We start from the raw sequence: 13,319 nt of genomic DNA on the forward strand, positions 1-13,319 counted from the left end.
CCATTTATTCTCATGGTGGCCTAATATATTCGTTTTTTCGTATACATTAGGCCAGGGTATGTGCCTATATTCGTTATTTCAATACAGCTGCCAAGAACATTGAACTCCTTAAGTAGGTAAGACCAAATAAAAGTTAAGCAGCTGCCAGAAGTCAGCAAATTAGGTTCTTAAATACTCTATATATAACTCCACCCTTCAGGTGGATTTGTTCTGGCGTTAAGACCTAAATACTGCCTGCAGACAGGATCAAAGAAACTATTTATGTTATTTAAACATATGAAAAATTCACATTAATAAAGACAAAGAATTCATCGCAGCTCAGATACCCCGCTCAGATCCGCACAATTCAGCTCCCTATAACATTCGAAATAAGGTAACAAGGATTACAGAATGAAGACCGCCTTCAAGGCTGCACTGGTTTCTAATTGTGAAATATGGTAAATAGGCATTATACTAGAGTTACAAGTATAATCATCAGGAGGGATACTATGGCATTCATGATTGCCCAGCGGGCTTTTATCAAGGTATATCTGATTACATTAGTAGAACAGCATAAGGGTTACGGATATCAGATGCTTGAGGATTTGCGCAGGGATTTCAAAGCCTACGGGTATTCTCCTCCCCAGAGTGAGGTGTACCGTGCTTTGCATGAGCTTGTGCAGCAGGGGATACTCTACCGTACTAAGCAGCTTAAGGGGAATGACCCTAAGGTGGATTTTCAGGAGATTGTTCTTTATCATTTCACGGCTGACGGTGAAGAGAAAGCCAGGCTATACAAAAAACAGGTGAAAACAGATCTGGACCGCTGCTTAGGTATCCTAAACAAAGCGGTCGCAGATAATTACTAGATCAATCTGGCTGATTCATAACCAGGCTTAACTCAGGAATCCTGTTCCTTCTTGTCCTGGCCCGGCGGGGTTACCGGAGAGCTTGCGCTGCCGTAGTCCTCAACAGCATCCCAGGCATCAGCATCATCGAATCTGCCGCTATGCTCCTGGCGGCCCTCGCCGGCACCCGCTGGAGGAGGAGTCATTACCTGTTCTTCAACAGGACGTTCATCCGCAGACCCGCGTCCGGGAACATGATTTACCGAATATGGGGTATAGGGGATCGCTTCCAGCCGCTCATACGGAATTTCTTCATTGCTGATTACACAAATTCCGTAGGTGCCGTCTTTCATCCGCTGCAGGGCGGCGCCGATATCATCCAGCTCCTCTCTGAGCGCGTTGTTGATTCCGAGATCGCGGCTTCGTTCAAAGGTTTCGGTGCCTGCGTCCGCAGGATGGTTATCGGCTGTGGATAGTTCACCGGTTGATTCCCGGAGTGAGTCGCCAAGCAGGCTGTTTTCTTCGTCATTATCAGTGAAATGCTGCTCCAGCTCCTGTCTGCGCTCCTCCAGGGAGGCTTTAAGTGAAGTGAGCTGTGCATCCGTTAAGTGGCTCATCGTTCCATCTTCCTTTCTGCAAGTAGAGTGGTTGTATTGTCGTAATCATCCTTACCCTTTTCGTCCGGAAGGCAATCAGAGGGACTGCGCAACCAGAAACTGCAACTTTAGTGATATTTTCATACCGCTTTCAGCCTGATATAATAATTACTGCTAACAAAACATAGACAGAACATAGACAAAGCTTGGAGGTCACAACAATGGATGAGCATATGAAACGCAGATTGGACAAACAAAGAAAGCTGTTTAGCCAGCTTGGAATTACACTGGATGCACTCACGATACACGAGAAGGAATTCGGCATGAAGCTCCGCGGTTATGATGCTGAAGAGGTGGACACCTTTCTGGATAGTGTAATCAAAGACTATGAACGGTTTTACGCAACTATAGCTGATTTGATGGATAAATGGCAGGAGCAGCAGCTTGAGCTGCGTGACCTCAAAGAACAGGTTAAGACAGCAGCAGCTCCGGCACCGGTAATCCGCGGAATCGATCCGCAGGAGCTTGAGGAAATTGTGGTCAGACTGGAGGGTAATCTGCGCCAGCTGAAGGACAGAATCCCCCGCACCGAAAAATATCTTTAAATGCAGGCGTTCCATATAGAAGGACTGTAATTCGGCACCGGCGTCAGCAGGTCCGGGCTTGTTTGGCGCTGTTTCCATCAATTACAATATAATAGAACTGATAATATTAGACAGATGGAGGTTGAACCCTTGTCTATTAAGCGGCCTAGAAGCTTGAATATACGCGGCAAAATTGCGCTCGGCTATGTCGTAATTCTTGTTATGCTGGGTCTGTTTCTTGTTATCGTTTCCAGCAGAATCACTGATCTGGAGAAGGAAACAGTCTATTTAAGCGATCACGATATTGAAGTACACGAGCTTACATACCGGATTGAAAAGAACATATTGGATATGGAAACCGGCCAGAGAGGATTTTCACTTACCGGGGACACGAGCTATCTCGAGCCGTATAATGACGGGCTTTCCGAGTGGGGTGTGAATTATTCTAAGCTAAAAGTTCTTATAGCTGATAATCCCTACCAGATTGAGAACCTCGAAAGCATCAAACGGGATATTGAAAAATGGATCGAGGAAGCCGGAAATTATGTGGTGCAGCTGAAGCAGCGCGGACATGATGATGAGGTTGCACTGTATTTTCAGAACGATTCCGGAAAAACGGTTGTCGACTCTATCCGTGCCCAGTCGGATTATTTCCGCGATAATGAGCGTCAGCTGACAAATGACCGTATTGCCAAGCTTAAAGAAAGCAATGAGAAGCTGATCCTTACCCTGTATATTCTGTGGGCACTGGTGGCGCTGTTGACTCTGCTTATCAGCTACCTGCTCTCCGTGAGTATAGTGAAGCCGCTGCAGCATGTAATTCAGGCAATTAACAGTATTGCTAACGGCGGTAATATGTCCGAGCGGATCAAGGTCACAACCTTGGATGAAATCTATGAACTGGGGGAAGCGACGAACGGTCTGCTGGACAAGGTTCAGGTGGATCAGTGGTGTGCGGAGCAGCTTGCATCTACATCTATTGTTCTGCAGGAGACCACTGATCTTTCTGATATGAGCCGGACCTTTATGAATAAGCTGGCAACAACATTTGAGATCCAGTACGGTGCGGTTTATATTCTGGATAATGAGGATGAGAACAACAAGGGAAGCTACAAACGGAGGTACTCCTACGCCGGGAGCATTGATGCGGATACTCCTTACGGGGCTGCAACAATCCGGATTGGTGAAGGGCTTGTCGGACAGTGCGCTTTGGACAGGGTGGTTATGTTTACCGGAGATCTGCCGGCGGATTATATCAGTATCAACTCAGGACTTGGACGGACTGCGCCGAGATTTGCGATAATTGCCCCGGTCGTTTTTGAGAATAAGACACTGGCTGTAGTTGAGGTGGCCTCTTTAACCAAATGGGCGCCCCATCACGTGGAATTATTGTACGAGCTGTTGAAGACATTCGGAGTATCCCTGAATTCTCTTATCACCCGCATGGAAATACAGTCACTGTATCAGGATTCGCAGGCAATGAATGAGGAGCTGCAGGTGCAGTCCGAGGAGCTGCAGGTGCAGTCCGAAGAGCTGCAGGTGCAGACGGAAGAGCTGCAGAATCATACAACCGAACTGATGGATCTGAACAGAGAGCTGGAGAATCAGAAATCGGTAGCTGAAGACGCAGCGGTTGAGCTGGATAAGTACAACAAGCAGCTGGAGCTGAGCTCTCGTTATAAAAGCGAGTTTCTCGCCAATATGTCACATGAGCTGCGTACACCGCTTAACAGTATGCTGATCCTGTCTCAGCTGCTGGTTGAGAACCGCAGCAACCGGCTTAACGAGGAAGAGCTTGAATATGCTTCCGTGATCCATTCTTCCGGGAGTGAATTGCTGGCGATGATCAATGATATTCTCGATCTTTCCAAAGTGGAAGCGGGAAAAATGATGGTCGAGATGGACGCAGTTAACCTGACCGAGCTTCCTTCGCTGCTTACCGGTTATTTTGACAAAACGGCGGATCAGCAGAACCTGGACTTTTCAGTACATCTTGGCGATAATGTTCCAGATCTATTCTTCACAGATGAGATGCGTATGCATCAGATTCTGCGTAATCTGCTGTCCAACGCATTCAAGTTCACAGAAGAAGGATATGTCCGTGTAGAAATTAACTGTACTGCTGTTCAGCCTTCTGAGCCGGGAAGTAAGCCGGAGCAGCAGCTGTCCTTTGCGGTAACCGACAGCGGAATCGGCATTTCGGAAGCCAACCGGGAGCTCATCTTTGAAGCTTTCAGACAGGCGGACGGGACAACAGCCCGTAAATTCGGGGGGACTGGACTCGGCTTGTCGATCTCGCTCCAGCTGTCCAAGCTGCTTGGCGGATATATTACTCTGCAAAGTGAAGAAGGGAAGGGCAGTACATTTACCTTGCATCTTCCTTACCTTAAGGAGGAGTCTGATCTTAACCAGATTCATCTTGGGTCATGGTATACGGCAGCTGCTGCAATCGAGCGCAGCGATCCTGAATTCCTTCAGGAGACGCAGATTCTGAATGACAGCATGCTGTTCCAAAAGGAACGTGACAGGCTAAAGGGCCGGACGGTTCTGATTGTTGATGATGACCTGCGTAATATTTATGCTCTTGAAAATGGCCTGATTCCTTATGAGATGAACATTCTAACAGCGCAGAACGGTTATGAATGCCTGCAAATCGTCAGAGAGCAGCCTGAAGTCGATATGGTCCTGCTGGATATTATGATGCCGAACCTGGACGGCTACGATACCTTGTCGATCATCCGTGAGGAGCTGCTGCTGCGGGAGCTGCCTATCATCGCAATCTCAGCCAAGACGATGAAGGAAGACCGGGAGAAATGTCTTGCAGCCGGTGCTACCGATTTCATAAGCAAGCCGGTCATTATACAGGATGTTGTTACACGCATGTGCAGGCTGATCATACCGCGGAACCTGTAGCCCGGCAGCAGGCTTGACTTTTCTAAAATTACCATTGACGGAATTATAGGTTTGCTTTATGATTAGCTCATAAATGATCATTTATAACAAACGGCGTGTTACCTATTAAGGGCATGAGCCAAGGATTGTCTTCATTTTATATGAGACGGTTCTTGGCTTTTTTTGTTGCCAAATTTCAGAAGCTCAAGGGAAGGAGGGAGAACTTGTCGCGGGAAATCGAATGTTTTCAAGTGCTGCGGGTGATCGGAAACAATGTAGTTATGGTTCAGGGGAGCAGGAACGGCAAGGAATATGTCATTATCGGCAAAGGCATTGGCTTTGCGGTTAAGGACACAGGCGTAATAGAAGTGGATGACCAGCGGATTGAGAAGCTGTTTCGCCTGGAAGACCGGGAGGAATGGAGCCAGTATCAGATTCTGCTGGAGGATATCGATCCAAAAGTAATGAAGATTACCGATGAGATTATCGGAGATATCACACAACAGTTTCCCGGTAAGCTAAACGACAAAATCTATCTGGCCCTCCCGAGCCATATCCAATTCACCATTTACCGTCTGCGCAGCGGTATGGATATCATCAATCCCTTTTTGCAGGAAACCAAAATGACACTCCCTAAGGAATATGAGATCGCTTTCAGGGCAGCGGATAAGATCAGTGCCGAATTCAATGTTCAAATTCCTGAGGATGAAGTCGGTTTTCTGACTTATCATGTCTACTCTGCGGTCAGCAATGTGCCTGTCGGACAGCTCGTGAAGGTATCCAATATGGTCAATGAGCTGCTAGAGCAGATCCGGACAGAGCAAAAGATAACCTTTGAGCACGGCAGCATGAATCATGTGCGGCTGATGATCCACCTGCGGTTTTCACTGGAACGGATTCTGCAGGGCTCGCTGATTGATAATCCGTTCGTAAAGCATATTAAGAAGGAATATAAAGCAGAATACAAGCTGGCCCAGAAGCTGGGAAAAGTCATCCAGAGCAGGCTGGAGGTTCAGGTTCCGGAAGAGGAGCTATGCTTCCTGGCGATGCATTTGCACCGTCTGTTCCAGACTATAGAGAAAAACAAATAGCAGCATGAGAGGAGTGGTGCGGATGTTCTCCAGATGGAAATCCAAAAAAGAAGAGCAGCGTACTGTGCAATTAATAGAAATTAAATCACCGCTTAGCGGGCAGGCAATTGCCCTGAGTAAGGTGCCGGATGATACCTTTGCAGGCGGACATATGGGAAGCGGAATTGCAATTGAACCTGTAGAAGGCAGGCTGTATGCACCTTTTGACGGAAAGATTGCCCATATTGTGAAAACCGGACATGCGCTGATTATTGAACACGCTTCCGGGCTGCAGCTGCTGCTGCATATCGGCATTGATACGGTAAGCCTGAAGGGCAGCGGTTTTCAGAGTCATGCAGCTGCAGGCGATATTGTAAAAGCCGGCCAATTATTGATTGAATTTGATCTTGAAGCAATCCGTACAGCCGGCCTTGCTGCGATTTCTCCCGTGATTGTCACCAGTATGGAAGAAAAACCGCCGGCAGTTGAATGCCTGTACGGGCAGGTTACAGCGGGAAAAGACCTGATTCTGAAAGTAACAGCGCAGTAACCACACATAGTGCGGTAACAATAACGAACTGAGGGGATGATTGTATTATGTTGGCTTTTCTACAGAAGTTGGGCAAATCTTTAATGCTTCCGGTTGCGACAATGCCGGCTGCGGCAATTCTGCAGGGTTTCGGGCTGATTGATTATGAGAAGGATCTGCATCTGGGCAATGCGGTCGGAGGATTTTTGAACCAGTATGTAGCTCCTTTTCTGAATGCAGGCGCGGGTGCGATCTTCGGAAATCTGGCATTAATTTTTGCTATCGGGGTTGCGATCGGTTTTGCCGGAGATGCTGTTGCTGCGTTGTCTGCGCTGATAGCTTACATGGTGCTGAAAAATGTACTGGAAATGGTTCCACTGCAATTTTCCTTCATTAACGATGATGTTGTGCTGAACATGGGTGTGCTTGGCGGGATTTTTGCCGGTGCATGGGCAGCGTTCCTCTACAAGAAATATCACAATATCAAAATGCCTGACTGGCTCGGCTTCTTTGCCGGCAAACGTTTTGTACCGATCATTACAGCCGCATCGACCATGGTGCTTGCGATCTTCATCGGAATGATCTGGAGTCCTGTACAGGACGTAATCAGTGACTTTGGCAACTGGGTGGTCAGCCTCGGAGCAATTGGTGCCTTCGTCTTTGGTACGGCTAACCGGCTGCTGATTCCAATTGGTCTTCACCATGTTATTAACACGATTGCCTGGTTCCAGATCGGTGACTTCACCAATGCAGCCGGCGAAATTGTGCACGGTGACCTTACCCGCTTTTTTGCCGGGGATAAAACAGCCGGAATGTTCATGACAGGCTTTTTCCCGATTATGATGTTCGCCCTCCCGGGGGCGGCTTTAGCCTTTATCCATACAGCCAAGCCTGATAAACGTAAAATTGTGGCTTCCATCTTTATCGGTTCGGCAATCGCATCTTTCCTGACAGGGATTACAGAGCCGCTAGAATTCTCATTTATGTTCGTTGCTCCGGTGCTGTATGTAGTGCATGCTGTCCTGACCGGCCTTGCCGGGCTTCTGATGTATGTACTCGACGTTAAGCTCGGTTTCGGGTTCTCCGCCGGTCTGATCGATTATCTGGTGAATATGAAGCAGTCTACCAACGCCTGGATTCTGATTCCGGTGGGGCTTGCCTTCTTTGCACTATACTATGTACTGTTCCGCTTCATTATCGTGAAATTCAATCTGAAGACACCGGGACGCGAGGATGATATTGATGATGATCTGCAGGAGGTTGCTGTAGGAAAAGGTACAGTATCGGCATCTTCCAGAGCAGCAAAGATTCTGGAGCATATCGGCGGGCCTTCTAACATTCGTACTATAGATGCCTGCATCACGCGGCTACGGCTGAATGTGGCCGATGATAAAGCCGTTAAGGATGCTGCGCTGAAGCAGCTGGGGGCTTCCGGGGTTATGCGGCTCGGCCAGGGTGCCGTCCAAATTGTATTCGGCCCGCAATCCGAGCAGATTAAGGATGATATTAAGAAGCTGATGTAGAAAAAGAACATAACATTGAACAGGATGAACACAGAGGCGGGGGCGGACTTATAGTCTGCCTCTGTTTTTTCTATACAAGTATTGCAATATCCATAATACCGAGTATAATACTTGGTATATACGGAATAAGGAGTCGGTACACATGTCAGTCGATGATTATCTGGATCTACTAAATTACGCCAAGGCAATTAACGATGGACAGTGGCAGGCTGACATCATTGAGCATTTGAAGCAGGTTACTACTGTTCGTGAGCCGTACGCGGCAGATGAGAACGTTCATGAGCTATGGAGCCGGTTTGATGATATTAATCTTAAGCTGCTGGAGTTGTTCGATAAGCTTAGAGAGAATGAGAGTGCGGGGAACAGCTACCGCTGGAAGGAACAGATATGGGAGCTGAAGCTGGAGCGGATTACACTGGCTAAGCAGATTCAGGGACGTTATATCAAGATTAGATAACCAGGTTAGAAGACATAAAAAAAGGCATGCAGTTAGTCTGCTCTGCCAAGACGTGCGAATATTCCGGTTAAAGTGAATGTTGAGGATTCACTCAGCCGTGTAAATCATGTTCAATGCTTACTTTGACATTTGCATACCTTCACGCATCATTGTCATACACATTGTCATCATCTCATCGCAGTCCTGCATTTTCTTCATCATCATGTCCATATCCATGTCCATCATGTTCATTTCAGACATCTTTTCCATACACATCTTCATTGTGTTCATCTTGGCCATCATATCTTCCATACACATGTTCATCATCATTTCCATACACATCTTTTCCATTGCGGGTTCCACCTTTCATAGTTTTATAGTTTGCTTACGCTTACTAAATTACTATATTTCCCTGCTTAGTTCAACACTTATGTCTGAAAATGCAGTGAAAAGTTAATGTTTTTGTCACAAATATGTATATTCAGACCTTGCAGATTGTATTTATGGGGATATTTAACATGGTCATGTCTGATGGAAGGAATGGAAAGGATGCCCGAATTTAATAGCATGATTACACAAATAAGCGCCCTTTTGAGCCGGAATCCGGTTCAAAAAGGGCGCTTATCTGCTAATAGAGCGGGGCTCACTGCTTCACTCCAAGCTCGATCCACTCAGAAGACCAGCTGCTGATCTCTCCCAGAATCGGGGCGAGGGCGGTACCTTTGGTGGTTAATGAATATTCAATCCGCACTGGCATTTCAGGATATACCGTCCGCTGGATAATACCTTCGTTCTCCATTTCCTTCAGGCGGTCGGATAATACCTTTCCGCTGAGATTGGACAGACAGCCTTCAATTTCACCGAATCGGCGCGGACCTTTCATTAACACAAAGACGATCAGTGCGACCCAGCGTTTGCTCAGCACATCTACCGCTTTTTCAAAGCGCGGACACATCTCGAATTCATTCATTTTGCTCACCTCTGCATTCATTATATCATAAACTTACAATAAGTAATTATAAATATTTAAATATATATTATAACTTGACGAAGTTATATTACAATGATAAACTAACTTACAAATAGTTACTACAAAGAATTTTTATTATTAAATTTTAGGACGGTGCAATGATGATCAAACCGGATATCATTTCTATATTGCAGAATAAGATCAAGTGGATCACTAACGGAGATAATACAAACATACTGGTTGGACCGATAACCTTGCCTGTTAATCTGGACGGGGAGACAGTCACCTTTAAATGGTACAGCTGGCTGAATGCCGCTGATGAAGATTTGCAGCAGGGTGATAGCAAGGAAGCGACGGAGCTGCTGATTTCCCGGCTGTCCTCGCTGAAGCTTGCCGATGCACAGCAGTCGAGTGTGCTGGTGTATGGTGATTTTGATCAAGCGGACGAGGCTCTGATCCGGATGCACAGCATCTGCCACACCGGAGATATCTTCGGCAGCAAACGCTGTGATTGCGGCTTCCAGCTCCACCAGTCGATGAAGATGATTGCCCAGCATGGCTCCGGGGCACTGTTCTACTTGGCTAACCATGAGGGAAGAGGCATTGGCCTGTTCAGCAAAGCAATGGCCTATATCCTTCAGGAAGAGGGCTATGATACTGTTGAAGCTAACCTTGAGCTGGGTTTTGCAGATGATTCCAGAGACTACAGCGACGCGATCAGTGTTCTGCAGCACCTGCGCAGCAAACCGGTCACTCTTATTACCAACAATCCGAAAAAGCTGGAGGCGCTGAAAGCTGCGGGAATGAACACCGGGAAACGGATTCCGCTGTGGGGCGATGTCTCCGTATTTAATGAAAAATACCTGCGGACTAAGGTAGCCCGTTCCGGCCATCTGGAGGCAGTGAAGACAGCCGATTTTTTTGACGGCAGAGTCGCTAAATAATGTGGGGTAGTTCTTTTCCGCTCTGTACATTATAATGGAGAACTGAACACAACTTATAGCTTAGCGAGGTACTCTATGAATGCAATTGAAGTGCAGGACTTGCGCAAAACCTTCAAAGTCCAAAAAAACCGCGAGGGCCTCAAAGGGGCCTTCGCTGATTTGTTTAAACGGCAGTATTCCGAGGTTACCGCTGTAAAGGATATTTCGTTCACGATTCCCGAAGGCGAAATCTGCGGCTACATCGGGGAGAACGGAGCAGGCAAATCTACAACGATCAAGATGCTCACAGGCATTCTGGTTCCAACCTCGGGCAATGTGTCTGTAGGCGGATTTGTTCCGTATATGGAGCGGGAAAAGTTCGTACAGAACATCGGCGTCGTATTCGGCCAGCGCAGCCAGCTGTGGTGGGATATCGGGGTTATTGAGTCCTTTCAGCTGCTTCGTAAGGTGTACAGAGTATCTGAGCAGGATTTCAAAAAGCGGCTGGATGAGCTTGTCGAGCGGCTGGAGCTGCAGGAGCTGCTGAACCGTCCGGTCCGCAAGCTGAGTCTCGGGCAGCGGATGCGCTGTGAGCTTGTGGCTGCACTGCTGCATAATCCGTCCATTCTGTTTCTGGACGAGCCAACCATTGGTCTTGATATTGTCGTGAAGTCGGAAATCCGTGATTTTCTCAAGGACATGAACCGCGAGCACGGCACGACCATTCTGCTGACTACCCATGATCTGCAGGATATTGAAGCCCTGTGTTCGCGGGTTATTATGCTGGATGACGGGCGGATCATTTATGACGGCGGGCTTGAAGAACTGAAGCAGCGCTGGGGAACCGGGCGTGAGGTGCAGTTCCAGTTCGGCGCGGCTACCAAGCTGGCTCAGCTGACGCAGTGGACAGAAGGACTGCCGGTTTCCTGGACTGCAGAGAATGATCTGGCGGCGAAGGTCTGGATTCCGCTGGAGCTGAATGTGTCCGATGTGCTGGCCCGTGTGGTGGGGCAGGCGGATATAACCGATATCAAAATTATCGAGACCAACACGGATGAGATTGTGCGCAGCATCTATCAGTCCGGCTCTGCAGACAAACCGGAGGACAAAATCGCGGCATTGCAGGAAGAGAAAGAGGCTGCTCATGTCTAATTCTCTAGAAGCTTCTGCTCCTAACGGAAGCGGCGGCTCATCTCCGGGCGGTGCCCGGGAGAACGGGCGCTGGCTGTTGCTGGGTGCTTATTTTGATTTTATCCGCATCCGTTTCCTGACGATGCTGGCTTACCGTGTTAATTATTATTCGGGTATTCTGATCTATACATTAAACATTGGAGTCAACTATTTCACCTGGAAGGCTATTTATGGCGGCGGAGAATCCTTAGGCGGCTTTACCAGCGCGCAGATGACCACCTATGTTGCCGTCTCATGGATGGCGAGAGCCTTTTATTTTAACAATCTGGACCGGGAGATTTCTTCAGACATCCGTGACGGGAGCATTGCGATCCAGTTCATCCGGCCATATAACTATGTGCTGGTCAAAATGATGCAGGGTCTCGGCGAAGGCCTGTTCCGCTTCCTGATGCTGATGATTCCGGGGATGGTCGTGGCGATCCTGCTGTTTCCAGTTCAGCTGCCGACGGAGCCGTCCGCTTGGGCAGGGTTCCTGGTCATGCTCTTTTTCAGCTTCCTGATCAGTTCGCAAATTAATGTGATCACCGGGCTGAGTGCTTTTTTTGTGGAAAATAATGAAGGTGTGATGCGGATGAAGCGGGTTATTGTTGACCTGTTCTCCGGCTTGATTGTTCCGATCAGCCTGTTTCCGGGCTGGCTGTCGTCTGTGCTGAATGTATTGCCGTTTCAGGCAATTACATACCTTCCGGGCTCCGTCTTTACGGGCCGTGTTCAAGGGGTAGGCATTTGGAATGTGCTGGGCATCCAGGTCTTCTGGTTCGCGGTGCTGCTGATTCCGATTGTCTGGCTTTATCATGCGGCGCGCAAGCGGCTGTTCGTGCAGGGGGGCTAAGCAGATGTATCATTTAGGATTGTTATGGGAATATCTCAAAAACTACATGAAGACCCGGTTAACCTACCGTGCTGACTTTTGGGTAGAGGTTATCTCGGATCTGCTGTTCCAGGCGACGAACTTTATATTTATCATGGTTATCTTTATGCATACGGAAAGCCTTGGCGGGTGGAATCAGAATGAGGTGGTCTTTGTCTATGGCTTCTTTATGGTTCCTTTCGGCGTGTTCAGCTGCTTCGTGAATATGTGGAACTTCAGTGAGCGATACATTGTCAAAGGCGAGATGGACCGCGTGCTGACCCGTCCGGCGCATAACCTGTTTCAGATCCTGCTGGAAAATGTTGACCCACCGTCATTGATCGGCTCCTTCATCGGATTGGTTATTATGGCGATCAGCGGGGGGAATCTCGGTTTGCCTTTCGAATGGTGGACCCTTCCGGCGCTGCTGGTGCTTACACTGAGTGCGGTAGCGATTTATACCGGGATCTATACGGCTCTGACGTCCTTGTCGTTCTATTCCGATGCACCGACCGGTATTCTTCCGCTGATGTACAACATCCAGAACTATGGACGTTATCCGGTAACGATCTATAACCGGGCGATTCAGGTACTGCTTACGTGGATTATTCCATTTGCTTTTGTCGGAATCTATCCGGCCGCCCTGTTCCTGCAGCGCGATGAGATGAGAAGTATGGCTATCTTGACGCCGGTTGTCGGCGCCGTGTTCCTCGCTATCGGTCTTGTTAGCTGGAATTACGGGGTACGACGCTATAAAGGTGCAGGCTCCTAAATATGAAGGTTAATCACGGCAGGCGGATGAGCAATCATCCGTCTGTTTTTTGATTGTTTAGGAAATTATACAATACAAGAAAATGTGGATAACTCCGATGAAAAATAAAGGAGGGGTGAACGTGAAGAATCAGGAGACATGGAAGAAACGACCCTG

Annotated in this window: 14 protein-coding genes; 11 read left to right on the top strand and 3 right to left on the bottom strand. The window is 47.9% G+C overall.

Features of this window, described 5'->3' with window-relative positions; all coding sequences use genetic code 11:
* The first annotated feature begins 488 nt into the window (after positions 1–488).
* Positions 489–848: a replication termination protein gene (locus BN3772_RS30000; RefSeq protein WP_042176432.1), complete on the top strand. Its 360-nt coding sequence runs from the start codon at positions 489–491 to the stop codon at positions 846–848.
* A gap of 32 nt (positions 849–880) precedes the next feature.
* Here the strand turns inward: BN3772_RS30000 and BN3772_RS30005 are convergent, their stop codons facing one another.
* A complete protein-coding gene (locus BN3772_RS30005) occupies positions 881–1,444 on the bottom strand; it encodes a TraR/DksA C4-type zinc finger protein (protein WP_042204426.1) in 564 nt (187 codons plus the stop codon).
* Between the two features lie 200 nt (positions 1,445–1,644).
* Between BN3772_RS30005 and BN3772_RS30010 the strand changes: the two genes are divergently transcribed.
* From BN3772_RS30010 to BN3772_RS30035, 6 genes are all read left to right on the top strand, one after another.
* On the top strand, positions 1,645–2,028 hold the full coding sequence (locus BN3772_RS30010; protein ID WP_042204428.1) for a DivIVA domain-containing protein: 384 nt from the start codon (positions 1,645–1,647) through the stop codon (positions 2,026–2,028).
* A gap of 129 nt (positions 2,029–2,157) precedes the next feature.
* Positions 2,158–4,920: a CHASE3 domain-containing protein gene (locus BN3772_RS30015; protein WP_052380756.1), complete on the top strand. Its 2,763-nt coding sequence runs from the start codon at positions 2,158–2,160 to the stop codon at positions 4,918–4,920.
* A 203-nt stretch (positions 4,921–5,123) separates the two neighbouring features.
* Complete coding sequence (locus BN3772_RS30020) at positions 5,124–5,990, top strand: PRD domain-containing protein (RefSeq protein WP_244444879.1); 867 nt, start codon at positions 5,124–5,126, stop codon at positions 5,988–5,990.
* Positions 5,991–6,012: 22 nt separating this feature from the next.
* Positions 6,013–6,519: a PTS sugar transporter subunit IIA gene (locus BN3772_RS30025; protein WP_042204434.1), complete on the top strand. Its 507-nt coding sequence runs from the start codon at positions 6,013–6,015 to the stop codon at positions 6,517–6,519.
* 47 nt (positions 6,520–6,566) lie between these two features.
* The gene (locus BN3772_RS30030; RefSeq protein WP_042204436.1) at positions 6,567–8,021 is read left to right on the top strand and encodes a PTS transporter subunit EIIC; all 1,455 of its coding nucleotides are present in this window, start codon (positions 6,567–6,569) and stop codon (positions 8,019–8,021) included.
* A 142-nt stretch (positions 8,022–8,163) separates the two neighbouring features.
* On the top strand, positions 8,164–8,478 hold the full coding sequence (locus tag BN3772_RS30035; protein WP_042204439.1) for a hypothetical protein: 315 nt from the start codon (positions 8,164–8,166) through the stop codon (positions 8,476–8,478).
* Between the two features lie 117 nt (positions 8,479–8,595).
* On the opposite strand, the gene BN3772_RS30040 is transcribed toward BN3772_RS30035, so the two are convergent.
* Together BN3772_RS30040 and BN3772_RS30045 are read right to left on the bottom strand one after the other, a co-directional pair.
* Positions 8,596–8,808: a hypothetical protein gene (locus BN3772_RS30040; RefSeq protein ID WP_042176450.1), complete on the bottom strand. Its 213-nt coding sequence runs from the start codon at positions 8,806–8,808 to the stop codon at positions 8,596–8,598.
* Between the two features lie 292 nt (positions 8,809–9,100).
* Positions 9,101–9,427 carry a winged helix-turn-helix transcriptional regulator gene (locus tag BN3772_RS30045; RefSeq protein WP_042176462.1) on the bottom strand — a complete coding sequence of 109 codons (327 nt, stop codon included), beginning with the start codon at positions 9,425–9,427 and terminating at the stop codon, positions 9,101–9,103.
* 161 nt (positions 9,428–9,588) lie between these two features.
* Between BN3772_RS30045 and BN3772_RS30050 the strand changes: the two genes are divergently transcribed.
* The 4 genes from BN3772_RS30050 (at position 9,589) to BN3772_RS30065 (ending at position 13,163) form a co-directional block, all read left to right on the top strand.
* A complete protein-coding gene (locus tag BN3772_RS30050; RefSeq protein ID WP_042176465.1) occupies positions 9,589–10,371 on the top strand; it encodes a GTP cyclohydrolase II in 783 nt (260 codons plus the stop codon).
* A gap of 75 nt (positions 10,372–10,446) precedes the next feature.
* Positions 10,447–11,502: an ABC transporter ATP-binding protein gene (locus tag BN3772_RS30055; RefSeq protein WP_042204441.1), complete on the top strand. Its 1,056-nt coding sequence runs from the start codon at positions 10,447–10,449 to the stop codon at positions 11,500–11,502.
* A 76-nt stretch (positions 11,503–11,578) separates the two neighbouring features.
* Positions 11,579–12,373, top strand: a complete 795-nt coding sequence (locus BN3772_RS30060) for an ABC transporter permease (protein ID WP_042182664.1) — start codon at positions 11,579–11,581, stop codon at positions 12,371–12,373.
* 4 nt (positions 12,374–12,377) lie between these two features.
* Positions 12,378–13,163, top strand: coding sequence for an ABC transporter permease (locus BN3772_RS30065; protein ID WP_042176469.1), 786 nt, complete (start codon positions 12,378–12,380; stop codon positions 13,161–13,163).
* Positions 13,164–13,319: the final 156 nt, after the last annotated feature.

This window comes from Paenibacillus camerounensis (assembly GCF_000723885.1).
GTDB lineage: Bacteria > Bacillota > Bacilli > Paenibacillales > Paenibacillaceae > Paenibacillus_AQ > Paenibacillus_AQ camerounensis.